The sequence below is a fragment of the Vibrio sp. STUT-A16 genome, from assembly GCF_026000495.1.
GTDB lineage: Bacteria > Pseudomonadota > Gammaproteobacteria > Enterobacterales > Vibrionaceae > Vibrio > Vibrio diabolicus.
The window spans coordinates 2,685,845-2,710,841 of the sequence record NZ_AP026765.1; the positions used below are offsets into that span (position 1 = coordinate 2,685,845).

The 24,997-nt window shown below is 45.7% G+C and carries 22 protein-coding genes and 20 tRNA genes; 32 read left to right on the forward strand and 10 right to left on the reverse strand.

Annotated elements, in window-relative coordinates:
• Positions 1–102: 102 nt before the first annotated feature.
• Together smrA and rluF are read left to right on the forward strand one after the other, a co-directional pair.
• Positions 103–684: a DNA endonuclease SmrA gene (smrA, locus tag OO778_RS12735; RefSeq protein ID WP_005393162.1), complete on the forward strand. Its 582-nt coding sequence runs from the start codon at positions 103–105 to the stop codon at positions 682–684.
• A gap of 95 nt (positions 685–779) precedes the next feature.
• Complete coding sequence (gene rluF, locus OO778_RS12740; protein WP_006743334.1) at positions 780–1,937, forward strand: 23S rRNA pseudouridine(2604) synthase RluF; 1,158 nt, start codon at positions 780–782, stop codon at positions 1,935–1,937.
• Between the two features lie 68 nt (positions 1,938–2,005).
• Here rluF and ybaK read toward each other — a convergent pair whose 3' ends face one another.
• The 8 genes from ybaK to hemA form a co-directional block, all read right to left on the reverse strand.
• Entirely contained in the window at positions 2,006–2,479 is a 474-nt protein-coding gene (gene ybaK / locus OO778_RS12745) for a Cys-tRNA(Pro) deacylase (RefSeq protein WP_085342950.1), read from the reverse strand.
• 102 nt (positions 2,480–2,581) lie between these two features.
• Positions 2,582–4,264 (reverse strand): bifunctional UDP-sugar hydrolase/5'-nucleotidase UshA, encoded by a 1,683-nt coding sequence (gene ushA / locus OO778_RS12750; protein WP_264909938.1) that lies wholly within the window; start codon positions 4,262–4,264, stop codon positions 2,582–2,584.
• 151 nt (positions 4,265–4,415) lie between these two features.
• Complete coding sequence (gene kdsA / locus OO778_RS12755) at positions 4,416–5,267, reverse strand: 3-deoxy-8-phosphooctulonate synthase (protein ID WP_005384095.1); 852 nt, start codon at positions 5,265–5,267, stop codon at positions 4,416–4,418.
• A gap of 53 nt (positions 5,268–5,320) precedes the next feature.
• A complete protein-coding gene (locus OO778_RS12760; protein ID WP_264909939.1) occupies positions 5,321–6,130 on the reverse strand; it encodes a SirB1 family protein in 810 nt (269 codons plus the stop codon).
• 6 nt (positions 6,131–6,136) lie between these two features.
• The gene (locus tag OO778_RS12765) at positions 6,137–6,520 is read right to left on the reverse strand and encodes a SirB2 family protein (protein WP_005382225.1); all 384 of its coding nucleotides are present in this window, start codon (positions 6,518–6,520) and stop codon (positions 6,137–6,139) included.
• Positions 6,521–6,560: 40 nt separating this feature from the next.
• Positions 6,561–7,415, reverse strand: coding sequence for a peptide chain release factor N(5)-glutamine methyltransferase (gene prmC, locus OO778_RS12770; protein WP_264909940.1), 855 nt, complete (start codon positions 7,413–7,415; stop codon positions 6,561–6,563).
• 3 nt (positions 7,416–7,418) lie between these two features.
• Positions 7,419–8,507 carry a peptide chain release factor 1 gene (gene prfA, locus OO778_RS12775; RefSeq protein WP_006743330.1) on the reverse strand — a complete coding sequence of 363 codons (1,089 nt, stop codon included), beginning with the start codon at positions 8,505–8,507 and terminating at the stop codon, positions 7,419–7,421.
• A gap of 29 nt (positions 8,508–8,536) precedes the next feature.
• The gene (gene hemA, locus OO778_RS12780; RefSeq protein ID WP_005384104.1) at positions 8,537–9,793 is read right to left on the reverse strand and encodes a glutamyl-tRNA reductase; all 1,257 of its coding nucleotides are present in this window, start codon (positions 9,791–9,793) and stop codon (positions 8,537–8,539) included.
• Positions 9,794–9,954: 161 nt separating this feature from the next.
• On the opposite strand from hemA, the gene lolB reads away from it, so the two are divergent.
• The 25 genes from lolB (at position 9,955) to OO778_RS12905 (ending at position 16,954) form a co-directional block, all read left to right on the forward strand.
• Entirely contained in the window at positions 9,955–10,566 is a 612-nt protein-coding gene (gene lolB, locus OO778_RS12785) for a lipoprotein insertase outer membrane protein LolB (protein ID WP_005393172.1), read from the forward strand.
• Positions 10,563–11,435, forward strand: a complete 873-nt coding sequence (gene ispE / locus OO778_RS12790; protein WP_005384108.1) for a 4-(cytidine 5'-diphospho)-2-C-methyl-D-erythritol kinase — start codon at positions 10,563–10,565, stop codon at positions 11,433–11,435. The genes lolB and ispE overlap by 4 nt, the downstream gene beginning before the upstream one ends.
• A gap of 27 nt (positions 11,436–11,462) precedes the next feature.
• Complete coding sequence (locus OO778_RS12795) at positions 11,463–12,407, forward strand: ribose-phosphate pyrophosphokinase (protein ID WP_005393176.1); 945 nt, start codon at positions 11,463–11,465, stop codon at positions 12,405–12,407.
• A gap of 151 nt (positions 12,408–12,558) precedes the next feature.
• Entirely contained in the window at positions 12,559–13,149 is a 591-nt protein-coding gene (gene pth / locus OO778_RS12800) for an aminoacyl-tRNA hydrolase (protein WP_005384112.1), read from the forward strand.
• A gap of 10 nt (positions 13,150–13,159) precedes the next feature.
• Positions 13,160–14,251 (forward strand): redox-regulated ATPase YchF, encoded by a 1,092-nt coding sequence (gene ychF, locus OO778_RS12805; protein ID WP_005393178.1) that lies wholly within the window; start codon positions 13,160–13,162, stop codon positions 14,249–14,251.
• 284 nt (positions 14,252–14,535) lie between these two features.
• Positions 14,536–14,612 (forward strand) — tRNA-Met (locus OO778_RS12810).
• Between the two features lie 40 nt (positions 14,613–14,652).
• Positions 14,653–14,737: transfer RNA gene (locus OO778_RS12815), tRNA-Leu, on the forward strand.
• A 32-nt stretch (positions 14,738–14,769) separates the two neighbouring features.
• Positions 14,770–14,844, forward strand: a tRNA-Gln gene (locus OO778_RS12820).
• 77 nt (positions 14,845–14,921) lie between these two features.
• A tRNA-Met gene (locus OO778_RS12825) sits at positions 14,922–14,998 on the forward strand.
• 54 nt (positions 14,999–15,052) lie between these two features.
• Positions 15,053–15,137 (forward strand) — tRNA-Leu (locus tag OO778_RS12830).
• 30 nt (positions 15,138–15,167) lie between these two features.
• Positions 15,168–15,242 (forward strand) — tRNA-Gln (locus tag OO778_RS12835).
• A 53-nt stretch (positions 15,243–15,295) separates the two neighbouring features.
• A tRNA-Leu gene (locus OO778_RS12840) sits at positions 15,296–15,380 on the forward strand.
• Between the two features lie 30 nt (positions 15,381–15,410).
• Positions 15,411–15,485 (forward strand) — tRNA-Gln (locus OO778_RS12845).
• A gap of 53 nt (positions 15,486–15,538) precedes the next feature.
• Positions 15,539–15,623: transfer RNA gene (locus OO778_RS12850), tRNA-Leu, on the forward strand.
• A 30-nt stretch (positions 15,624–15,653) separates the two neighbouring features.
• Positions 15,654–15,728 (forward strand) — tRNA-Gln (locus OO778_RS12855).
• 53 nt (positions 15,729–15,781) lie between these two features.
• Positions 15,782–15,866 (forward strand) — tRNA-Leu (locus tag OO778_RS12860).
• A gap of 22 nt (positions 15,867–15,888) precedes the next feature.
• Positions 15,889–15,965: transfer RNA gene (locus OO778_RS12865), tRNA-Met, on the forward strand.
• Between the two features lie 54 nt (positions 15,966–16,019).
• Positions 16,020–16,104, forward strand: a tRNA-Leu gene (locus OO778_RS12870).
• Between the two features lie 30 nt (positions 16,105–16,134).
• Positions 16,135–16,209, forward strand: a tRNA-Gln gene (locus OO778_RS12875).
• 53 nt (positions 16,210–16,262) lie between these two features.
• Positions 16,263–16,347, forward strand: a tRNA-Leu gene (locus OO778_RS12880).
• A 22-nt stretch (positions 16,348–16,369) separates the two neighbouring features.
• Positions 16,370–16,446, forward strand: a tRNA-Met gene (locus OO778_RS12885).
• A gap of 46 nt (positions 16,447–16,492) precedes the next feature.
• A tRNA-Leu gene (locus OO778_RS12890) sits at positions 16,493–16,577 on the forward strand.
• A gap of 29 nt (positions 16,578–16,606) precedes the next feature.
• Positions 16,607–16,691: transfer RNA gene (locus OO778_RS12895), tRNA-Leu, on the forward strand.
• A 50-nt stretch (positions 16,692–16,741) separates the two neighbouring features.
• A tRNA-Gln gene (locus OO778_RS12900) sits at positions 16,742–16,816 on the forward strand.
• 53 nt (positions 16,817–16,869) lie between these two features.
• A tRNA-Leu gene (locus OO778_RS12905) sits at positions 16,870–16,954 on the forward strand.
• 135 nt (positions 16,955–17,089) lie between these two features.
• Here the strand turns inward: OO778_RS12905 and OO778_RS12910 are convergent.
• Positions 17,090–18,268 carry a 2-octaprenyl-3-methyl-6-methoxy-1,4-benzoquinol hydroxylase gene (locus OO778_RS12910; protein WP_264909941.1) on the reverse strand — a complete coding sequence of 393 codons (1,179 nt, stop codon included), beginning with the start codon at positions 18,266–18,268 and terminating at the stop codon, positions 17,090–17,092.
• Positions 18,269–18,525: 257 nt separating this feature from the next.
• Here OO778_RS12910 and miaB point away from each other — a divergent pair, with 257 nt between their 5' ends.
• From miaB to lnt, 5 genes are all read left to right on the forward strand, one after another.
• Positions 18,526–19,950: a tRNA (N6-isopentenyl adenosine(37)-C2)-methylthiotransferase MiaB gene (gene miaB / locus OO778_RS12915; RefSeq protein ID WP_005391310.1), complete on the forward strand. Its 1,425-nt coding sequence runs from the start codon at positions 18,526–18,528 to the stop codon at positions 19,948–19,950.
• 73 nt (positions 19,951–20,023) lie between these two features.
• Complete coding sequence (locus OO778_RS12920) at positions 20,024–21,121, forward strand: PhoH family protein (protein ID WP_005373033.1); 1,098 nt, start codon at positions 20,024–20,026, stop codon at positions 21,119–21,121.
• 2 nt (positions 21,122–21,123) lie between these two features.
• Positions 21,124–21,588 (forward strand): rRNA maturation RNase YbeY, encoded by a 465-nt coding sequence (gene ybeY, locus OO778_RS12925; protein WP_005391311.1) that lies wholly within the window; start codon positions 21,124–21,126, stop codon positions 21,586–21,588.
• Between the two features lie 105 nt (positions 21,589–21,693).
• A complete protein-coding gene (gene corC / locus OO778_RS12930) occupies positions 21,694–22,593 on the forward strand; it encodes a CNNM family magnesium/cobalt transport protein CorC (RefSeq protein WP_005384118.1) in 900 nt (299 codons plus the stop codon).
• Between the two features lie 33 nt (positions 22,594–22,626).
• Positions 22,627–24,162, forward strand: a complete 1,536-nt coding sequence (gene lnt, locus OO778_RS12935) for an apolipoprotein N-acyltransferase (RefSeq protein ID WP_074190986.1) — start codon at positions 22,627–22,629, stop codon at positions 24,160–24,162.
• A gap of 229 nt (positions 24,163–24,391) precedes the next feature.
• Here the strand turns inward: lnt and OO778_RS12940 are convergent, their stop codons facing one another.
• A complete protein-coding gene (locus OO778_RS12940; RefSeq protein WP_005373024.1) occupies positions 24,392–24,862 on the reverse strand; it encodes a zinc ribbon-containing protein in 471 nt (156 codons plus the stop codon).
• Positions 24,863–24,997 lie beyond the last annotated feature (135 nt).

The following is a 24,997-nucleotide window of genomic DNA, read 5'->3' on the forward strand; positions in this document are numbered from 1 at the left end:
CGGAGTCGGTTACTTGCCTACTCCGGTTTTTTATTTGATCTCAATGCACCACTCATTGATATAATCCTATTATTCCTCCCTGTTCTTAATGAGATTACTACTATGTCTCACGATGACGATTTTGATCTGTTCCAACAGATGATGGGCGATGTAAAGCCGATCACTCAAGACACCGCCGAACACAAAAAAGTACACCAAGTAACCGAAGCGCAGCTCGCCAAGAGAGAAGCGGCAATCTGGCTAACAGAAGATGACCCAGAATACCTGTCACTTGATCACGCAGAAATGCTGAAACCAGAGGACTTTGTTGAGTTTAAACGTGATGGCGTACAAGACGGGGTTTACCGCAAACTTCGTCTTGGCAAATATCCAATCCAAGCACGCCTAGATCTGCATCGTAAAACATTGAAAGAAGCTCGTGATGAAGTCGTAAAGTTTTTAAAACAGTGCCTATCAATGGACATACGAACGGTCGTTATTGTCCACGGCCGAGGAGAACGCTCAAATCCACCAGCACTAATGAAAAGCTTTGTTAGCAGCTGGCTACAACAAATCAGGGAAGTTCAGTGCGTGCATAGTGCGCAACGCTTTCACGGTGGAACCGGAGCCGTTTACGTTCTACTTAGAAAAAGTGCGGAAAAGAAATTAGAAACTCGCGAACGTCACCAAAAACGGTTGGGCTAAATTTCACCCTAATGCTAGAATGCCCGCCCTTATTCTTCCTTCTCTTTCACGGGAAGGAAACTTCATTCGCCGTTGTGAAACGTTAGGAGACCAAAATGTCACAAGACAACGCTAAACGATTAAATAAATTCATCAGTGAAACTGGCTTTTGTTCACGCCGTGAGGCAGACAGACTGATTGAACAAGGTCGTGTCACCATTAATGGAAACAAGCCTGAAATGGGTACAAAAGTGCTACCTGGTGATGATGTTTGTGTGGATGGTAAGCCAGTTGCAGCAAAAGAGAAGCCGATTTATATCGCTCTCAATAAACCAACAGGCATCACCTGTACAACAGAACGAGATGTACCTGGAAACATCGTTGATTTTATCGGTCACAAAAAACGTATCTTTCCGATTGGCCGCTTGGATAAACCCTCTGATGGTCTGATTTTTTTGACCAACGATGGCGACATCGTTAACAAAATCCTCCGTGCTGGCAACAGCCACGAAAAAGAGTACGTTGTGCGCGTGGACAAACCGATTACAGGTGAGTTTCTCAAACAGATGTCGAGCGGCGTTAAGATTCTCGATACCGTCACTCTACCTTGTAAGGTAACGAAAGAGACTAAGTTCTCTTTCCGTATTGTGCTCACTCAAGGACTTAACCGCCAAATCCGTCGTATGTGTGAAGCACTAGGTTACGAAGTCTTTAAGCTTCGTCGTGTTCGAATCATGAATATCTCTCTTGACGGTATTCCGAACGGAAAATGGCGTTACTTAACTGACGATGAAGTCGCTGAGATTCTTGCTATGTGCGATGGTTCGGTGGGTACAGAAGAGGCATCTCGTGTTGACTCAAAAGGCCGCAATATTCGTAAAGCGACCGACGCGAAGTTATATGACAGCCGTGAAGAAAACCAAGACTCGGTATCTCGACGAAATCAAAAGCCACGTACCTACCGCGGAAATAACGCAGACGATTTTCGTCATGCTCCAAACTCGAAAAAAGGTCAACAAAAGCGTCGTCAGCGTGACGATGAAGGCGGACGTCCAGCTAAAGAACATTACAAAGCGAAACCACAAGGTGAACGTAGCAGACCGCAAGGCGAGCATGGAAAATCACACCGTAAACCAGATGCATCGAGCAATACGCACTCAGCAAACAAGCCTCAATCACCGAGTAAGCCTAAGCAGCATTACATGAACCCAAATGCCGCGAAGCCAAGCAAACCAGCTAAACGCACCGGTGGTACATTGAGTCTGAAGAAGTAAGTAACGCTTCTCTGACAGGCAAGATCAAAAAAGGACGCTCATGAGCGTCCTTTTTATTTGTCATGAGTTTACAAACAAAGAGGTGCAAACTGACCACGAGTTAATCCAAGCAAATCTTTCGGGGCTAACTCGATTTCTAAACCACGTTTACCTGCACTCACACAGATGGTGTCTTGCTCTGCTGCGCTTTCGTGCAAAAAAGTAGGTAAGGCTTTTTTCTGCCCCAGTGGGCTAATCCCACCAACAACATAACCTGTGGTCTTTTGCGCGATTTCCGGATCAGCCATATCGGCCTTTTTGCCCTTCGCTGCTTTCGCTGCGAGTTTTAGGTTCAGCTTTTGATCAACAGGGATAATCGCAACCGCAAGGTTCTTTGGCTCGCCGTTCAAGCAGAACAGCAAGGTTTTAAATACTGTTTTCGGATCCTGCCCCAGTACTTCAGCAGCCTCCAAGCCATAGCTATCGGCTCTAGGGTCGTGCTCATACTGATGAATCGTGTGTGGAATTTTTTTCTTTTTCGCAAGATTAATGGCCGGAGTCATCAAGATTCTCCTCATAAAAACAAAAAGCGCAGATTGAATTGGATCTGCGCTTTTAGTTAATGATATCAGCGAGTTTGAGTCAATCGCTTTTTCTCTGTTGGGTTACTGATCAATCGCCGTATCAACTAAATACGTGATTTCACCTGAAGGGGCATACTCATTAACATCAATAGGGCTGTGTGTTTCTAAATAATCCTTCAAAACCTCAGCATCGGTAAAACCTGTATTTACATACCCTGGATGATCGTCGATTTTAGGGTAACCATCACCACCAGCAGCATTATAGCTTGGTACGGTAAAGCGGTAATTATCATCTAAGCGAAGTTGCTTATTACCAATGAACACATTGGTTACCTCACCATTATTGATACTCATCGCAATACCCGCAAGCTGCGCGTAAGCTCCAGAGTCGACAGGCTTAGTTGCAACAACATTTAGGTAATCCAATACTTCTTTGCCCGTCATATCAACGTAAGAGACCATATTGCCGAATGGCTGAACAGTCAGCACATCTTTGTAGGTAATGTCACCTGCTGCAATCGAATCGCGAACGCCGCCAGAATTCATTACGGCAAAATCTGCTTTTGCCCGTTCCATATGAGCCGTTGCAATTAATCGACCTAAGTTTGTTTGCTGGTAACGAACCACACTGCGGTCACCCTCAAGCTTACCGTTAGATTCTGCAATCTTCACGTTTAGCTTGCCCTGACCTTTTTCTTGATAAGGACGAAGAAACTCAAGCATCATTTCGTCTTGTTTAATCTCTTCTTGGATAGAGACTCGTTGCGACTGACCATCAACTTTAACTTTCTTTTTCAAGTTTACTGGGATCAGATCGTAGCTCACCATCGAGAGTTCGCCATTACGAAACTCGTAATCGGCGCGTCCCACATATTTCCCCCACTCATGTGCCTGAACAATAAAGGTACCATTTTGTTTATCGGGCTGACATTCATCACCTGGTTTAAAGTTCTTTTTGATAACGTTTGGTCCTTCCATGCACACAGGTTCTTGTGAGTGTCCTCCAACGATCATGTCGAGATCGCCGTCATTCAAATAACGAGCTAACGCCACATCGCCAGGAGCATTGATGCCTCTATTACCATTTTCATAGTGTCCCATATGCGTGACAGCAAAAATCAGATCTGGATACTCTGTCTCTTTCAGTTCTGCAATCAGCTTCTTGGCTTCTTCTTTTGGGTCACGGAAGTCAATTTGTTCAATGAATTCAGGGTTGCCAAGTTTCGCTGTGTCTTCGGTTGTAAGACCAATGACCGCAATTTTAATGCCCTGCTTTTTAAACATCGCGTATGGTTGGAATAAACGCTTGCCAGTACTTTTATCGTAAATATTGGCAGACAACATCGGAAAGTTTGCCCACTCTTGCTGCTTGAATAGCACGTCCAATGGATTATCAAACTCATGATTACCCAGAGCCATCGCATCGTAACCAATTTTGCTCATGCCTTTAAAATCCGGCTCGGCATCTTGTAAATCAGACTCAGGTACTCCTGTGTTGATGTCACCACCAGAAAGCAATAACACGCTCCCCCCCTCAGCCTGTATTTCTTCGCGCAAATCATCGATTAACGTTTTACGCGCCGCCATGCCATATTCACCGTATCGATTTTGCCAAAAGCGACCATGATGATCGTTAGTGTGCAACACGGTCAATTTATAGGTTGTATCGGCATTCCATTCTGGTGCAGATTGCGTAGCACACCCAGCTAACGAGGCCAAAATAGCGGCACTCAACGCAGTTTTAATAATCAGACGCTGCTTCATTTATTTACCTTTTTTCTTATTGGGAGTCACTGATGCACATTCCCAGCAGCCTAGAGCCTTTACAGCAAGAAGCTGAGAATGATGCGCCATCTGATAAAAAAATAGCCAACACGAGGTTGGCTATTGCATTTGATCACCAGTCATCTGGCGTTTACTTGATATCGATATCTGCAAAGCTCTTGATCAGATCATCAAGAGATTTCATTTGCGCTAGGAACGGTTCTAACTTGTCTAGCGGCAGTGCAGATGGGCCATCACAGCGTGCTTGGTCTGGGTTTGGATGCGCCTCGATAAATAGACCTGCGATGCCTGTTGCTAGACCCGCTTTCGCAAGTTCAACTGTCTGCTCACGACGACCGCCAGACGCCGCACCTGACGGGTCACGCATCTGTAGTGAGTGCGTTACGTCAAAGATGATTGGGCTGCCTTTCGACGCATTTTTCATCACACCAAAGCCAAGCATGTCTACGACTAGGTTATCGTAGCCGTGGCAAGAGCCACGCTCACATAGGATGATCTTGTCGTTACCGCATTCCGCGAACTTCTCAACGATGTTACCCACTTGACCTGGGCTCATAAATTGAGGTTTCTTCACGTTGATAACCGCACCTGTTTTTGCCATTGCTTCAACAAGGTCAGTTTGACGAGCTAGGAATGCAGGAAGCTGAATAACGTCTACCACGTCAGCGACAGGTTGAGCTTGCGCTTCAGTGTGAACGTCAGTGATGATCTTCACACCAAATGTGTCTTTTAGCTCTTGGAAGATTTTCATACCTTCTTCAAGGCCTGGGCCACGGTATGAATGAACAGAACTGCGGTTTGCTTTGTCAAACGACGCCTTAAATACGTAAGGAATGCCAAGTTTTTCCGTTACTTTTACGTAGTGCTCACAGATCTGCATCGCAAGATCACGAGACTCAAGAACGTTCATACCTGCAAATAGGGTGAATGGCTTGTCGTTAGCAACCTGAATGTCGCCTATATTAACGATTTTCTGTTCCATTTTGATTCTCTTTTTCTGTCCACGATACGCCACAGTTCGGCACATCGATAAAATTAGTGAAGTGTGACGTGCGTTTCACTCATCACATTAACTTGTGATTTTAGTAGCTCAGAAGCCGGATCGTCAGGGCATTGGTCAATAAAGTACTGAAAATCTGACACCGCCACTTGAGGGCACTCTAGCTGTTGGAAAATAAAACCACGGTCACGAATCTCGTATGGGTCATCTGGCACAAAGGTTAACGCAAGGTTCGTACAACGCAACGCCAGCGTGTAGTGCTCTTCACGTAACATCGCGCTTTTGATCAACGCTAACCAGCGACCAATAATGGTTGGATTGTCAGCTTCTTCAAAGTGTTCTGGCTTTAACTGAGCCAACGGCCCTTCTTGCCCAATAAGCCAAGCTTGGAGAATTCTTTCCCCCACATACTCACCATTAAATGGGTTAATGTAGTCTGGCTTTTTATGCATCCAATCGACTTTTAGAAGAAACTGAGTAGGGAAAGTGACTCCCTTCAACGGGAAACCCAGCTTTTTACCTAGATATAATAAAATCGAACCTAAACTAACCGGGATACCTTTTCGGCGCTCCAACACTTTATCGATAAAGCTGTTGTCCGAAATAAAGTATTCCTGCTCGTCGCCTTTGAATCCCCACTCATAGAAAAACAGTCGTAGGAATGCATCAAATCGCTGCTCTTCATCGGTTTCATGAACAAGCGTGGCTTCTGCATCTTTATAAAGACGCTCTAACTCTTGTTTCGCCCAATGTACTTTGGTTTCTGGGTTAATCGCTTTGTTTAGCTCAAGCGCACCTTCCACCAACGGTATATTGTCAAAATCTTCGTCAAAAAACTCTAACATGACGTCTTATCCAAATAACGTAGGGCTCTTAGACACAGCAATGTTTGCAGCCATGACCAACCAACCTAATGCGCCGAAAAAGCCAAATATCTTCAGTAGGTTGTTTTTCGCAAGCTTCAACGAGAAGAAACCGAGTGCAATGTACGCCAGTACGCAGGTGATTTTGTTTGTTAACCACGGTGCGGCATCAGTAAACGGGATGAAACCAGTAATGAAAATAAGCGCGATACCTGACACTAGCAATGCAGTATCAACGATGTGGGGAAACACTTTCAAAAAGCGATTATTTCGCTTCGGTGAGTTCATCATCATTAACACGAATCGGATCGATAATAGTGTCGCGCTGAGCGCAATCGTCACTAAGTGTATGTGTTTTAGAGCTACGTACATTTTTCTTCTCTTTTTTGTTAGTGTTTGCTGACTTCCGTGATTAACAGGCAAAACAACCGAGCGTTACTCGATCGTTACCGCCGTAATCTTTTTCCGTGGCAACTTGTTGGTAACCAAAACCACGCATTATCTCACGTACGGCATCACCCTGATCATAACCATGTTCGAATGCCAGCCAACCGCCCACTTCAAGATACTGACGAGCAAGATCCGAGATATGGCGGATATCGGCTAAACCATTCTCCTTAGCAACTAATGCAGATTTTGGCTCAAAGCGCACATCACCTTGGGATAAATGTGGATCTTTTTCATCAATATACGGCGGATTGGAGACAATTAAAGCAAACTTCGTACCCTCTGCAATAGGCTCGAACCAACTGCCTTGAGCAAAGGTCACATTTTTGATGTTTAGCTGCTCAGCATTGTACTCTGCAAGTGCTTTCGCTTCTTGCTTGAGATCTACGCCCATCACTTGACGTGTTGGCATATCAGATGCGAGTGCGATAGCAATTGCCCCCGTCCCCGTTCCAAGATCTAAAATAGGTCCTGTTTGCTCATAGGTCTTATCGAGTGCAACTTCGACCAAACGTTCTGTATCCGGTCTTGGGATCAAGGTAGAGGGAGAAACTTTGAACGGTAGAGACCAAAACTCTCGCTCACCAATAATATAAGCGACGGGTTCACCAGCTAAACGTCGTTCAAGTAGAGCGTCGAATTTTGCTTGTTGCTCTGCTTCTAATGCTTTTTCTGGCCAGGTCAGTAGATAAGTTCGTGGTTTGCCAAGGACATGGCAGAGGAGTACAGCTGCATCGAGAGAAGGCGACTCTTTGCCGCCTTCTGCCAGTTTCGCCGTCGCACTTTTCAGTGCTTGCTCAATTGATTGAACTTGGCTCATCAATTAGCCGTTCTCTGCGAGCGCCGCAAGTTGGTCTGCTTGGTGCTCTTGAATCACAGGATCAATCAAGCTCTGCAGGTCACCTTCCATCACTTCGTTCAAACGATAGATGGTTAGGTTGATACGATGATCAGACACACGACCTTGTGGGTAGTTGTAGGTACGAATACGGTCACTGCGGTCACCAGAACCTAGAAGGTTACGACGTGTATCAGACACTTCTGCGGCACGACGTTCTTCTTCCGCTTGAACGATACGAGCAGCAAGAACTGCCATCGCTTTCGCTTTGTTCTTGTGCTGTGAACGCTCGTCCTGACACTCTACTACCGTACCCGTTGGTAAGTGGGTAATACGGATTGCAGAATCCGTGGTGTTAACGTGCTGACCACCCGCGCCAGACGCACGGAACGTATCGATTTTCAGGTCTGCTGCTTTGATTTCTGGCAGATCCGCCTCTGGGATTTCCGCCATCACCGCTACGGTACATGCAGAAGTATGCACACGGCCTTGGGATTCAGTTGCAGGAACACGTTGCACACGGTGACCACCAGACTCAAACTTCAGTACGCCGTACGCACCGTCGCCGCTCACTTTTGCGATCATCTCTTTGTAACCACCGTGTTCAGCTTCGTTTGAAGACATCACCTCGATGCGCCAGCCACGCTTTTCTGCGTACTTGCTGTACATACGGAATAAGTCACCCGCGAAAATACCCGCTTCGTCGCCACCCGCACCTGCGCGAATTTCTAGGAAACAGTTACGATCATCGTTCGGATCTTTTGGCAGAAGAAGAATCTGTAGCTCATCAGTAAGACGCTCAATAGTCGCTTTCGCTTCTTTGATTTCTTCTTGCGCCATTTCACGCATTTCTTCGTCGTCTTCGTTTGCCATCTCTTCAGCGGCGACAAGATCTTCTTGCGCTTGTTGATAAGCTTGGAAGCACTTGGTTACTTCTTCTAGCTGAGAGTACTCTCTTGATAGAGCACGGAATTTGTCCTGATCTCCAATAACATCAGGATCACCAAGAAGATGTTGAACTTCTTCGTAACGTTCTACTAGCGTTTCTAGCTTAGTCAGAATAGAGGCTTTCATAGTGTCGTTTTCTTAATAAAAAGCGTGAGTTATAGATCATCCAAGCCGAGTGTCTGGCGGATAATCGTTAATTTTGCTGGTTCGCCTTGCTCTGCCGCACTTTGCAGTGCGCGAGTTGGGGCGTGAATCAGTTTGTTGGTGAGTTTATTACTCAGCTCGCGCAGCACTTTCTCCGGATCTGCGCCCGCCGCTAAAGATTGCAAACTTTTGCTCAGTAACTCTTCACGAATTTCGTTGGCTGATTTGCGATAGTCGCGAATACTATCGACGGCTTGCAGTGAACGCAACCATGTCATAAACGCAGCGCTTTCTTCACTAACAATCGCTTCAGCTTGAATCGCTTCGACTTTACGCTGCTCAATGTTGCTGTCGATGATAGATTGCAAGTCATCAACAGAATACAGATATGCGTCGTTCAGTTCACCGACTTCCGACTCTACATCTCGCGGCACCGCAATATCGACTAACAAGATAGGTTGATGTCGGCGCTGCTTCAGAGCCGTTTCGACCATACCTTTGCCAATAATAGGCAATGGGCTCGCCGTTGAGCTAATCACGATATCCGCTTTCGCCAAATGTTCAGGAATTTCGTTCAAACTGATCACTTCTGCGCCAAATTGGTCCGCTAAGCCTTGAGCGCGCTCTTTGGTGCGGTTCGCGACAATCATTTTTGTGCAGCCGTTAGACGCCAAGTGCTTGGCAACCAGTTCAATTGTTTCACCCGCACCAACCAAAAGCACGGTTGAATCAGATAACGACTCAAAAATATGTTTTGCCAATGTACATGCAGCATAAGCCACGGACACAGCATTACCGCCGATATCTGTTTCTGTTCTCACACGCTTGGCGACTGAGAACGTCTTTTGAAACAGTTTATCAATTGAAGCATCGACGGCTTGATGATCTCGCGAGTCAGAAAATGCTTGCTTTACCTGCCCCAAAATTTGAGGCTCACCCAACACCAGAGAGTCAAGGCCGCACGATACGCGCATCAAATGCTTTATTGCAGCTTGTTCTTCATGCACATACAAACTCGGCATTAAATCTTCGCGGCTCACTTGATGAAATTGAGCAAGCCAATCGATCAACTTGTTTCGCGCTCCTTGCTTAACATCGCAGTACAACTCAGTTCGGTTACAGGTTGAAACAATCACACTGCCGTTAACCGCTTCGTGCTCTCTAAGTTGCTCGAGTGCAGGGCCGAGTTTATCCGGACCAAACGCCACCTTCTCTCGCAAGTCGACAGACGCTGTATTGTGATTGATTCCAATAGCAAGCAAGGACATCTAACGTGGTATCTCTGGGATAGGTTATAAAATAGGTCCAGAATTTTACTGTAAGCACGCATTTATTGAAAGGGTAAGCCGGATTTGTTTTCCTAACTGCGACTTTTCAATGCTATAGTTGTGAGCGATTCCCGACGAAACTGATTAATAAGCCATCAAACATGACGTTACGCTCCTTTATTCTTTTTTTCTTGTCGAGCTTACTGCTCGCTGGTTGTTCCTCCGTTCCTGAAAGTGTTACCAGCGTTGAATGGCAAGCTCATGAGCAACGACTCGAGACCATCCAAGATTTTCAAGCAACGGGAAAACTTGGTTATATTGGCCCAGACCAAAGACAAAATTTAAATTTCTACTGGAAACATTCTTCAGCACTAAGCCAGTTGCGTTTAACTACGATTCTCGGACAAACGGCATTGAAGCTCACCATCACCCCACAAGGTGCCACAGTAGAAACTTACGACGATCAGGTCCTTTCCTCTCGCAGTGCAAACCAGCTAATTTACCGTCTTACGGGGTTAATGATGCCCGTTGAACACATGCCTGACTGGCTATTAGGCCTACCGACCGATGCCGACAAATTCCAATTGTCCCCAACCAATACACTGCAAGCGTTAAACAAACAAATTGGTTTAAATGATTGGCGTATTGCTTATCAACGGTATGGCGATGTTCAATGGCATGAGCAGTCTCTACCACTGCCAAATAAGCTGAAACTCACCACTGCTGACGTCAAAATAAATCTAGTGATCACAAAATGGAACATCACCCAATGATCGAACTTTCAACCCGCTGGCCATCACCAGCGAAATTGAATCTCTTTCTATATATCAACGGCCGTACAGAGAATGGCTACCACGAGTTACAAACGTTATTCCAATTCGTCGATCACGGCGATGAGCTCACCATTCAAGCGAACCATTCTGGTGATATTACGATTTCTCCAGAGATAGAAGGTGTGCCTCTTCAAGACAATTTAATTTGGAAAGCAGCAACCGCGCTTCAAGCTTACTCAAACTGCCCTTTTGGCGCGCATATTGAGCTACAGAAAGTGCTGCCTATGGGTGGAGGCATTGGTGGGGGCTCATCGAATGCAGCTACAGCATTAGTGGCACTGAATTACTTATGGCAACTGAATCTAACTGACGACGAACTGGCTGAAATAGGTTTAAAACTGGGCGCAGACGTGCCCGTATTTGTGCGCGGATTTGCAGCTTTTGCTGAAGGTGTTGGTGAAAAACTCTCTCCTGCTTATCCCGAAGAAAAGTGGTATTTAGTCGTCAGACCGAATGTATCTATCGCAACCGTCGACGTTTTTTGTCATCCAGATCTGACGCGAAACACCCCAAAACGAGATCTAGAAACACTTTTAAATACGCCAAGCGTAAACGATTGCGAAAAAATTGTACGAATGCTCTACCCAGAGGTTGATAAGCAACTTTCTTGGCTGCTACAATACGCGCCGTCAAGATTGACGGGGACAGGATCTTGCGTTTTTGCTGAATTTTCGAGCAAATCTGAAGCAGAAACTATCCTTGCACAACTCTCTGATAAAGTCTCGGCATTTGTAGCTCAAGGGCGCAATATTTCGCCATTAAAAGAGACTTTGGCTGAATACCAATCAGCCTCACACCGACCTATTTAAACTGGACGCAAACCCGAGGTTTCCACCGTGCCTGATATGAAGCTATTTGCTGGTAACGCAACACCTGAACTAGCCCAACGTATTGCTGATCGTCTTTACATCTCTCTTGGTGATGCATCTGTTTCTCGCTTTTCTGATGGCGAAGTTGCAGTTCAAATCAATGAGAATGTTCGTGGTAGCGATGTTTTCATCATTCAATCCACTTGTGCACCGACTAACGACAACCTAATGGAATTGGTTGTTATGATTGATGCAATGCGCCGTGCTTCAGCAGGCCGTATCACTGCAGTTATCCCTTACTTCGGCTACGCTCGCCAAGACCGTCGTGTACGTTCTGCGCGTGTGCCAATTACTGCAAAAGTTGTTGCTGATTTCCTATCTAACGTTGGTGTTGACCGCGTTCTAACTATCGACCTACACGCAGAGCAAATTCAAGGCTTCTTCGATGTACCTGTAGACAACATCTTCGGCACGCCAGTGCTACTTGAAGATATGCAGGCTCGCGGTCTAGATAACCCTGTAGTGGTATCTCCTGACCTAGGTGGCGTTGTTCGTGCTCGTGCAACAGCAAAAGCACTAGGCGACATCGACATCGCAATCGTAGATAAGCGTCGTCCACGTGCAAACGTTTCTGAAGTAATGAACCTAATCGGTGATGTTGAAGGTCGTGACTGTGTGATCGTTGATGACATGATCGACACAGGTGGCACACTATGTAAAGCAGCTGAAGCACTAAAAGAGCGCGGTGCTAAGCGTGTATTCGCTTACGCTACTCACGCAGTATTCTCAGGCAACGCTGCGGATAACATCAAGAACTCAGTTCTTGACCAAGTTATCGTAACTGACTCTATCTCTCTGTCTAAAGAGATGGCTGCAACAGGTAAAGTGACAACACTAAGCCTATCTCGCATGCTGGCTGAAGCGATTCGTCGTATCAGCAACGAAGAGTCAATCTCTGCAATGTTCAACTAATACGAACATTTCAGTTACACTGATTTCAAAAGCACCCCTCTTTGGGGTGTTTTTTTATTTGTACTGATAACTAGAAAATCCCTTGGTCGCCCACCGCGAGTTTTCTGTGCTATCATACTGCGCTTTTTGAGATTCCAGAGAGATCCTAACCTTGAGTCAACAAATCAAACTTCTTGTTGGTCTTGCTAATCCAGGACCAGAATACGCCAGAACTCGTCACAATGCGGGCGCTTGGGTTGTAGAAGAATTAGCACGCGTTCACAACGTTACACTGAAGAACGAACCAAAGTTTTTTGGTCTAACAGGACGCATTATGGTCAATGGCCAGGATCTCCGTTTGCTTATCCCAACCACCTTCATGAATCTATCAGGTAAATCGATCGCTGCGCTTGCGAAATTTTATCAAATTAAACCTGAAGAGATCATGGTTGCTCATGACGAGCTAGACTTACCGCCAGGTGTCGCTAAGTTTAAAAAAGGTGGGGGTCACGGTGGACACAACGGTCTGCGTGACACCATTAGCAAACTGGGCAATAACAAAGATTTTTATCGTCTTCGTATTGGCATTGGTCATCCGGGACACAAAGATAAAGTGGCGGGTTTTGTATTAGGTAAAGCGCCAGCTAAAGAGCAAGAGCTTTTAGATGCAGCAGCTGATGAGGCTGTTCGTTGTCTAGATATCCTGATTAAGGATGGCCTGTCTAAAGCACAAAATCGCCTCCACACGTTCAAAGCTGAATAAGGTTACTATCATGGGTTTTAAATGTGGCATCGTTGGTCTACCTAACGTAGGTAAATCAACTCTGTTCAACGCACTAACTAAAGCGGGTATCGAAGCAGCAAACTTCCCGTTCTGTACCATTGAACCAAACACTGGTGTGGTTCCTGTGCCAGATCTACGTCTAGACGCACTAGCTAAGATCGTTAACCCACAGAGAGTTCTTCCAACGACGATGGAGTTCGTGGACATCGCTGGTCTTGTTGCTGGTGCATCACGTGGTGAAGGTTTAGGTAACAAATTCCTAGCTAACATCCGTGAAACAGACGCGATTGGCCACGTTGTACGTTGTTTTGAAAACGAAAACATTGTTCATGTTTCAGGTAAAGTTTCACCTATCGAAGATATCGAAGTGATCAACCTTGAACTTGCAATGGCTGACCTTGATTCTTGTGAGCGCGCGATTCAACGTAACGCGAAGAAGGCAAAAGGCGGCGATAAAGACGCAAAATTTGAACTAACCGTACTAGAAAAACTGTTACCAGTACTAACTGAAGGCGGCATGGCGCGCACAGTTGAGCTATCTAAAGAAGAGTTAGCAGCAATCGGCTACCTAAACTTCCTTACACTGAAGCCAACTATGTACATTGCAAACGTAAACGAAGATGGTTTCGAAAATAACCCATATCTAGATGCGGTTCGCGAGTTCGCAGAAAAAGAAAACAACGTCGTTGTACCTGTATGTGCAGCTATCGAATCTGAACTATCTGAACTAGAAGATGAAGATCGCGAAGAATTCCTAGCGGATATGGGGATCGAAGAACCGGGGCTGAACCGTGTAATTCGCTCTGGTTACGAGCTACTGACTCTTCACACCTACTTCACGGCAGGTGTTAAAGAAGTACGTGCGTGGACAATCCCTGTTGGTGCAACTGCGCCTCAGGCTGCAGGTAAGATCCACACTGACTTCGAGAAAGGCTTTATTCGTGCAGAAGTAGTCGGTTACGACGATTTCATCCAATTCAATGGTGAAAATGGCGCAAAAGACGCAGGTAAATGGCGTCTAGAAGGTAAAGACTACATCGTAAAAGATGGTGATGTTGTACACTTCCGCTTCAATGTTTAATTAAATGAATGAATTTTAAACACTTCATTTACACTAAAAGCCAGCTGCTAAGCTGGCTTTTTTAATACCTTAAGTAAATGAGCAAAAATAAATTACCTAACTGCGAGCTAATTTATTTCCAGTTTTAGATCATAAACACGCCTCTTTGTTTAAAAAGGAAGCGAACGAGGTTTTTTCCGAAATTTATTAAAAAAAACTGTTGACGGATCTCACTCAACTTCGCATAATGCGCGCCGTTCCCAACGACAAGGCAACAAAGCGTTGAGAGCAAAAAATATGGTTTTGGCTACGTAGCTCAGCTGGTTAGAGCACATCACTCATAATGATGGGGTCACAGGTTCGAATCCCGTCGTAGCCACCATTCCTAAGTGTTCTTTTTATCAGAGCAATTAGGAATAGATGCGGAAGTGGCGGAATTGGTAGACGCACCAGATTTAGGTTCTGGCGCCGCAAGGTGTGAGAGTTCAAGTCTCTCCTTCCGCACCATATTTTGAATAGTCATTGTGACTATTGCCTGCAGGTCTATCGCCAAGCGGTAAGGCAGCGGCTTTTGATGCCGCCATTCCCTGGTTCGAATCCAGGTAGACCTGCCATTATTCAAGTGAGATTCCTTTATAAAAGGGGTTGTCACTGAGAGCGTGAAGGTTTATATTGTCTCGCTCCAAAAGATGGCTACGTAGCTCAGCTGGTTAGAGCACATCACTCATAATGATGGGGTCACAGGTTCGAATCCCGTCGTAGCCACCATGAACAACGTTATTTAGGTTTTTACCAATTACCTTGATAACTACAGAATAAGTTGCGGAAGTGGCGGAATTGGTAGACGCACCAGATTTAGGTTCTGGCGCCGCAAGGTGTGAGAGTTCAAGTCTCTCCTTCCGCACCATTATTGAAGTCTCTTTTATTAGAGCAATGTAGGGCTATCGCCAAGCGGTAAGGCAGCGGCTTTTGATGCCGCCATTCCCTGGTTCGAATCCAGGTAGCCCTGCCATATACAACGATATTGAGATTTTACCAATTATCTTGATATCTACAGATCAAGTTGCGGAAGTGGCGGAATTGGTAGACGCACCAGATTTAGGTTCTGGCGCCGCAAGGTGTGAGAGTTCAAGTCTCTCCTTCCGCACCATTATTTAAGTCTCTTTTATTAGAGCAAAGTAGGGCTATCGCCAAGCGGTAAGGCAGCGGCTTTTGATGCCGCCATTCCCTGGTTCGAATCCAGGTAGCCCTGCCATATACAATGATATTGAGATTTTACCAATTATCTTGATATCTACAGATCAAGTTGCGGAAGTGGCGGAATTGGTAGACGCACCAGATTTAGGTTCTGGCGCCGCAAGGTGTGAGAGTTCAAGTCTCTCCTTCCGCACCATTATTTAAGTCTCTTTTATTAGAGCAAAGTAGGGCTATCGCCAAGCGGTAAGGCAGCGGCTTTTGATGCCGCCATTCCCTGGTTCGAATCCAGGTAGCCCTGCCATATACAATGATATTGAGATTTTACCAATTATCTTGATATCTACAGATCAAGTTGCGGAAGTGGCGGAATTGGTAGACGCACCAGATTTAGGTTCTGGCGCCGCAAGGTGTGAGAGTTCAAGTCTCTCCTTCCGCACCATTCTTGATCAAAAGTTTAAAATGGCTACGTAGCTCAGCTGGTTAGAGCACATCACTCATAATGATGGGGTCACAGGTTCGAATCCCGTCGTAGCCACCATAAACAACGTTATTTAGGTTTTTACCAATTACCTTGATAACTACAGAATAAGTTGCGGAAGTGGCGGAATTGGTAGACGCACCAGATTTAGGTTCTGGCGCCGCAAGGTGTGAGAGTTCAAGTCTCTCCTTCCGCACCATTATTGAAGTCTCTTTTATTAGAGCAATGTAGGGCTATCGCCAAGCGGTAAGGCAGCGGCTTTTGATGCCGCCATTCCCTGGTTCGAATCCAGGTAGCCCTGCCATATACAACGATATTGAGATTTTACCAATTATCTTGATATCTACAGATCAAGTTGCGGAAGTGGCGGAATTGGTAGACGCACCAGATTTAGGTTCTGGCGCCGCAAGGTGTGAGAGTTCAAGTCTCTCCTTCCGCACCATACTTGGTCGAAGTTTTAAAATGGCTACGTAGCTCAGCTGGTTAGAGCACATCACTCATAATGATGGGGTCACAGGTTCGAATCCCGTCGTAGCCACCATTGATTGGATTGCTAGCATAAGCTATCAGTCACGTAGATTTAAGATGCGGAAGTGGCGGAATTGGTAGACGCACCAGATTTAGGTTCTGGCGCCGCAAGGTGTGAGAGTTCAAGTCTCTCCTTCCGCACCATCTTAAATTAATCTACACTATCAGAATACGCGGAAGTGGCGGAATTGGTAGACGCACCAGATTTAGGTTCTGGCGCCGTAAGGTGTGAGAGTTCAAGTCTCTCCTTCCGCACCATTCTTTCTCTCGATAAGAGAGGTTAAGTAGTCTTTGACTATTTACGCTGTAGGGCTATCGCCAAGCGGTAAGGCAGCGGCTTTTGATGCCGCCATTCCCTGGTTCGAATCCAGGTAGCCCTGCCATATACAACGATATTGAGATTTTACCAATTATCTTGATATCTACAGATCAAGTTGCGGAAGTGGCGGAATTGGTAGACGCACCAGATTTAGGTTCTGGCGCCGCAAGGTGTGAGAGTTCAAGTCTCTCCTTCCGCACCATTATCGGAAAACCCAGCATGATTTTGCTGGGTTTTTTCTTTTTTTGGTTCTGGACTCGGGAAATCACTAGATTTGCCGAATTAAAAAAGCGAGCTCATGGCTCGCTTTTTTTCTATCTGTGGATTGAGTAACTTACTACATACCTAACGCGTATTTCAGTACTTGAGCCTTGATCGGTCCTGAGTTTTCAGCAAACTTCAATGCAGCATTACGTACAAACTTCAATGGCCCAAGGTCGTTGCTAAAACCTTTATAGAAAAAGTCCATGCCAGTCTGCATGAGTAAGTTGTCAGGTCGACGTGCACGTTCGTATTTCGCGAGTAAGGCATCTTCCAGCTGTTCTTGGTGTTCTGTTACCGAAAGGAGAACGTCTACATCTTTGAAGCCTAAGTTTACCCCTTGCCCTGCAAGCGGATTGATCGTATGAGCAGAGTCACCTACTAATACGCAATTTTTGCTTGAGTAGCTTTGCGCATGACGACGAGTGAGTGGGAATGAGCCAAACTGTAAAACTTCAATATCGCCCAATTCAACAGGGAAATGACGTAAGATTTCTTCCCTTAGTTGAGGTTTACCCATCGCACACAGTTGTTTAATGCGTTTTGGCGAGTCATACCAAACCAACGAACCTTGGCCTACTTCTTGACCGTCTTCATTAGTCAAAGAGCACAAAGGTAAAAATGAACGCGGGCCTGAAGGAGTAAATTGTTGCCAAGTGATATCTTGCTGTGGCAATTCTGTTTTCACGTTAATCAACATGCAGTGTTGTCGGTAATCCCACGCAGTCACACCAATTCCAGCCAATTGACGAACTTTAGAGTTTGCACCATCAGCACCAATTACCCAGTTAGCTTCAAACTGCACCCCACTTTCTAGTGTCACAAGGTTTACATCTGCAAACTCAATGTTTTTTAATCGCTCGGGACACATCACGGTTAGATTGTCATACTGAGAGAAGACTTGCCAAAGACCTAATTGGATTAGGCGGTTTTCAACGATATAACCGAGCTGCTCCAATGACAGTTCATCAGAGTGAAAACGAGTACGGCACTCCGGGTGCTCCCAAGTTTCTAAACGCCGATAAGGGCAAACTCGCATACTTTTAATTTCTGACCATGCGCCGAGTGAATCAAGTAACTCCACCGACTGGTGCGAAATCGCAGATACGCGAATATCCATCGCCTGAGCGGCATCAAAAGCTTTGGGTTTTGCACCTTCAACCAAGACAACGCTTCTGCCCTGCTTGGCAAATCCAACAGCGACGGCTGCCCCAACCATACCGCCACCGATCACGGCGATGTCATACTTGTTCATTTTTTACTCTTCATCGTGCTGATTAATTGGCGTTTTTTATTGTACTTTCCATGGCTATTTTTACAAAATTGTTTAACAAAAAACCTTGTTCTGCATAGGGCGAAAAACTAGATTTCATCAGGCTTTGCAGAGAATTAGCCAGATCACTAGTCAGGTGCTTTTTAAAGCAGTACAATACGCCGCTTACCGCCGTGATGGCGGCTATAATTTGAGCAATAGCTCTCCAATTTAAGTACAACTGAACGAGCGAAAGTGAGATGAGTAAGAAACTGCTAATTAAAACCTGGGGCTGCCAGATGAACGAATACGATTCATCAAAAATGGCCGACCTGCTTAATGCTGCAAACGGCTACGAGCTGACGGAAGAGCCAGAGGAAGCAGACGTACTTCTACTTAACACCTGTTCGATCCGTGAAAAAGCGCAAGAGAAAGTTTTCCACCAGCTTGGCCGCTGGAAAACACTAAAAGATAAAAAACCTGGCGTAGTTATCGGTGTAGGTGGTTGTGTAGCAACGCAAGAAGGTGACCATATTCGTGAACGTGCACCATACGTCGACGTTATTTTTGGCCCACAAACTCTGCACCGCCTACCTGAGATGATCAAACAATCTCAGTCGGATGACGCACCAGTTATGGACATTTCGTTCCCAGAGATCGAAAAGTTCGACCGCCTACCAGAGCCTCGTGCGGAAGGCGCGACAGCATTCGTTTCTATTATGGAAGGCTGCTCGAAGTACTGTACTTACTGTGTCGTACCGTACACTCGTGGTGAAGAAGTAAGCCGTCCAATGGATGACGTGCTGTTCGAAATCGCACAGCTTGCTGAACAAGGCGTACGTGAAGTAAACCTACTGGGTCAAAACGTAAACGCGTACCGCGGTCCAACACACGACGGTGAAATCTGTTCATTTGCAGAACTGCTTCGTTTGGTTGCGTCTATCGATGGTATCGACCGTATTCGTTTCACAACGAGCCACCCGCTAGAATTCACTGACGACATCATCGCGGTTTACGAAGATACGCCTGAGCTTGTGAGCTTCCTGCACTTACCTGTGCAAAGTGGTAGTGACCGTATCCTAACTATGATGAAACGCCCTCACACCGCTATCGAGTACAAGTCGATCATCCGTAAACTGCGTAAAGCTCGTCCTGATATTCAAATCAGTTCAGACTTTATTGTTGGTTTCCCTGGTGAGACAGACAAAGACTTCCAAGACACAATGAAGCTAATCAAAGATGTAGACTTTGACATGAGCTTCAGCTTCATCTTCTCTCCACGTCCAGGTACGCCAGCAGCGGATTACCCTTGTGATGTATCAGAACAAGTGAAGAAAGAGCGCCTTTACGAACTACAGCAAACTATCAATGCTCAAGCGATGCGTTACTCTCGCTTAATGCTTGGCACAGAACAACGTGTTCTAGTTGAAGGTCCTTCGAAGAAAAACCTAATGGAACTGCGCGCTCGTACAGAAAACAACCGTGTAGTAAACTTTGAAGGTAGTGCAGACCTAATTGGTCAGTTCGTTGATGTGAAGATCGTAGACGTATTTGCGAACTCACTGCGTGGTGAGCTAGTACGTACTGAAAAAGACATGGATCTTCGTAGTGTGATTTCCCCAACGCAGATGATGGCGAAAACACGTCGCGAAGATGAGCTGGGTGTAGCTACTTTTACGCCGTAAGCTCGTATAAATAGCCATGGAGAGCCTGGTCGTTATCAGGCTCTCACTAAGTGGCAAAAAATGAGAGGCAACATTGAGTAATAAAATCGTAACTCTAGAAATTAACCTAGAACCTTCCGACAACCGCCGACTTGCTAGCCTGTGCGGTCCATTCGATGACAACATCAAGCATTTAGAACGTCGTCTAGGCGTTGAAATTAACCACCGTAGTGACCATTTTACAATTGTCGGTAAACCTCATACCGCATCAGCTGCGCTGGATATCCTGAAAACTCTGTATGTTGATACCGCACCTGTACGAGGTGAGATCCCAGACATTGAGCCTGAACAGATCCATTTAGCGATTAAAGAGTCTGGTGTTCTTGAGCAGAATACTGAGTCTAATATCGAGCATGGTAAAGAAGTCTTCGTCAAAACCAAGAAAGGCGTGATCAAACCACGTACGCCAAACCAAGCTCAGTACTTGGTTAATATGGTCACGCATGATATTTCTTTTGGTATTGGCCCAGCTGGTACAGGTAAAACTTATCTTGCTGTTGCAGCAGCAGTTGACGCACTAGAGCGCCAAGAGATCCGTCGTATTCTATTGACGCGCCCTGCGGTTGAAGCCGGTGAGAAACTGGGCTTCCTACCTGGTGACTTAAGCCAGAAAGTCGACCCATACCTACGTCCGCTATACGATGCCCTATTTGAAATGTTGGGCTTTGAGCGCGTAGAGAAGCTGATTGAACGTAACGTGATTGAGGTAGCCCCTCTTGCTTACATGCGTGGTCGTACTCTAAACGACGCTTTCATCATTCTTGATGAGAGTCAGAACACCACGGTTGAGCAGATGAAGATGTTCCTAACGCGTATTGGTTTTAACTCTCGCGCAGTTATCACTGGTGACGTCACGCAAATCGACTTACCTCGTGGTGCAAAATCAGGTCTTCGTCATGCTATTGAAGTATTAAGCGAAGTCGACGACATCAGCTTTAACTTCTTCTTAGCAGACGACGTTGTACGTCACCCAGTGGTTGCTCGTATCGTTAACGCGTATGAGAAGTGGGAAGCACAAGACCAGAAAGAGCGTAAAGAGTTCGAGAAGCGTCGTCGTGAAGAACGCGATGCGAAGTTACTAGAAGCAGCAAAAGCCGAACTGAATGCACAAGTTGCTTCCACTAAGGAATAATCATGGCGATTGAACTTGATCTGCAACTGGCAGTCGAAAATGAAGAAGGGCTGCCTTCGCAGCAAGATTTCCAATTGTGGCTAGATAAGACGATTCCTCTATTCCAGCCACAAGCCGAAGTCACCATTCGCATTGTGGATGAACAAGAAAGTCACACGCTTAACCATGAGTATCGTGGTAAAGATAAACCGACCAATGTGTTGTCTTTTCCATTTGAAGCCCCTCCGGGTATGGAAATAGATTTACTTGGCGACTTAATTATTTGCCGCCAAGTCGTTGAAAAAGAGGCAATTGAACAGAACAAGCCTCTGTTAGCACATTGGGCGCATATGGTTGTACATGGCAGCTTGCATCTGCTAGGTTATGATCATATTGAGGATGACGAAGCCGAAGAGATGGAGTCCCTCGAAACCGAAATCATGCAAGGTATGGGCTATGAAGACCCTTACATTGCTGAAAAAGAGTAGCCATTGGCTATTCAGCAGGGAAAGGCGAACCACCAAAATGATTCTCGTGTTCGCCTCTCTATGTGTGCTATCACACTTCTGATAGCGTTACTTAATTGAGAAACAATGAACGAAGATAATTCTCCCTCTTCTAACGAAGATAAGAAAGAAAAGGCAGAAGGTCCGAGTAGAAAGTCCTTCTTTGAACGTCTAGGTCAATTATTTCAGGGCGAACCAAAAGATCGCCAAGAGCTTGTGGATGTTATCCGTGACTCTGAAGTCAATGACCTGATTGACCATGACACCCGCGATATGCTTGAAGGTGTTATGGAAATCTCCGAAATGCGCGTGCGTGACATTATGATCCCGCGTTCGCAAATGGTTACGGTTGAGCGTACTCACGACCTTGATACCTTGGTTGCCTTGATTACCGATGCTCAACACTCTCGCTACCCTGTGATCAGCGAAGATAAAGACCATGTGGAAGGCATTCTTCTTGCGAAGGACTTACTTAAATACTTAGGCTCAGGCAGTAATCCATTTGATATCGAAGAAGTTATTCGACCAGCCGTTGTGGTACCGGAAAGTAAACGCGTTGATCGACTGCTGAAAGAGTTCCGTGAAGAACGTTATCATATGGCCATTGTTGTCGATGAATTCGGTGGTGTTTCTGGTCTTGTGACCATTGAAGATATCCTTGAAGAAATCGTCGGGGATATCGAAGATGAATTCGATGAAAGCGAAGAGACAGACATTCGTAAGCTTAGCAAGCATACGTTTGCTGTCAGAGCGCTGACAACCATCGAAGAGTTTAATGAGACATTTGGAACTAACTTCAGCGATGAGGAAGTAGATACCGTTGGTGGCATGGTCATGACTGCCTTTGGTCACTTACCTTCTCGTGGTGAACTGGTTGAAATTGAAGGTTACAACTTCAAAGTCACCGCTGCCGATAACCGTCGTGTCATTCAACTCCAAGTGACGATCCCAGACGAAGAAACCCTGGTTGAAGCCACTCAAGAGTAACGCGATACCCATTGGGAATCTCAGAAAATTACAATGATGAATGAACTCTTTCATCGCCTTAAGCGGCCCTTAGTGGCCGCTTTTGTTGGCGCCTCTACTACGCTCGCTTTTGCACCTTACCAGTTGTGGCCTGTTGCCATTCTTAGCCCAGCTATTCTACTGATTCTTCTTGCTAACCAAACTCCGAAACGCGCACTGTGGATTGGCTATGCTTGGGGGTTGGGTCAATTTGCAACTGGCGTTAGCTGGGTGTACGTCAGTATCTCCGGCTTTGGTGGCATGCCACTGATTGCCAATTTATTTTTAATGGGCTTGCTTGTCGCCTACTTGGCTGTTTATTCAGGCTTATTTGCTTGGCTTAACAACAAGCTATTTCCTCAATTCACACTCACAAAAGCGCTTCTCGCTGCGCCCGCTTTATGGCTAATCAGTGATTGGTTGCGTGGTTGGGTGATGACCGGCTTCCCGTGGCTATGGCTAGGCTACAGCCAGATTGATGCTCCACTAGCAAGCTTTGCGCCTATCGGTGGCGTGGAACTGCTCACTCTGTTTATCCTTATTAGTGCGGGGGCATTAGCCTATGCTTGGGTTCATAAACAGTGGCTGATGGTGATTATTCCTGCGGTACTACTCAGCACAGGCTTTGGGATTCGTAACTACGATTGGGTAACACCTCGGCCAGAAGACACGACTAAGCTCGCGCTGATTCAAGGTAACGTTGACCAAAACCTTAAGTGGCTGCCAAGCCAACGTTGGCCAACCATCATGAAATACGCCGATCTCACTCGTGAAAACTGGGACGCTGATATTATCGTCTGGCCAGAAGCTGCAATTCCTGCTTTTGAAATTGAAGTGCCTTCATTTTTGAGCAATATCGACAGCGCAGCAAAAATGAATAACAGCGCAATCATTACCGGTGTCGTCAACCAAGCTGAAGATCGACAGTTCTACAACAGTATTCTGTCCCTTGGCATCACACCATACGGTGACTACAGTTTCGACTTGAGCGAACGCTACCATAAGCATCACCTATTACCGTTTGGTGAGTTTGTTCCATTTGAGGATATTCTGCGCCCATTAGCGCCATTCTTTAACTTACCGATGTCGTCGTTTAGCCGTGGGGCTTTTGTGCAGCCCAACATCGTTGCGAATGGCATGCACATGGCACCAGCGCTTTGCTATGAGATCATCTTTAATGAGCAAGTGCGTCAAAATGTGACTGACGAAACAGACTTCATTCTAACGCTATCGAACGACGCATGGTTTGGTCACTCTATCGGCCCTCTTCAGCATATGGAGATCGCCCGTATGCGTGCCTTAGAATTAGGTAAACCGCTCATCCGCTCGACTAACAACGGATTAACAGCGGTAACCGATCACAAGGGAAGAGTCGTTGAGCAAGTACCGCAGTTTGAAACTGCAGTACTGCGCGCAGAGCTCACCCCAACCGATGGAAAAACGCCATATCGAATCGTTGGTACTTGGCCATTGTATATTTGGGTTGGGTTAAGTTTAGCGCTGGCTTTCGGCTTAAGAAGAAAACAGAGTTATACCAATCACAGTAAATAAGTGATCAGAAATAGCGTAGGAAAAATGCTTGAGAACAAGGCAAAAATTTTCGATAAGTAGTTATTCTACAATCAAAACTCTTAACGCAGTTATCGAGTATTTTAACAAGCTAGAATGACCAGTTATTTACTACGATTGGTATTAAGAACAGCTTGAAAGTAGAAAAGACAAAAAGAGGCGACTAAGCCTCTTTTTTTATTCATAGCATTATACAGTCGTTACGCGCCATTTATGGCTTTAATGACTGACGAGTGAAGCCTTTGTGACCACATTTAATACACGGAATGATTACAGTTGGGTGGTTATACGTTGTCTTGTGACCACACTCATCACAGACCAAGGTACCTAAGCCTATCACCTCTCCTGCTTCATATAGCCCTTGATGCTCTAAGTCATCGAACAACTCAACCCACTCAACTTTAGTTCGGTCTGTAATCTCTAACAGCCCTTGCCATATCGAATCCGCAATCGTTAAGTAAAACGGGCCGCTTTTACTGTCCTCGTAACTCTCTGAAAACTCTTTTAAGTCTGCTTTAAGGTACGCTTTGATTAAAGCCAATTCATCTTTGGTCAAGTCATTAGCAGCATCCACCACTTTGCCCGACGTCTCAATCGCTTTGTTAACTTCTTCCGGACTGTGCTTCAAGGTTTCAATCACATCCTCGAGCATTTCCTCATAACCTGTTTTACGTTTAGGCATAACTGACCTCCATCTTTCTCCTACCTGCGTCACTTAAGGGCGCATGGGTACAGATTGGCTATTGTTGTGATCCCTAGCTTTAGGTATTCTATGACGATCTATTTAAGTCTGTTCTAACCGAACTCACAAATTCCA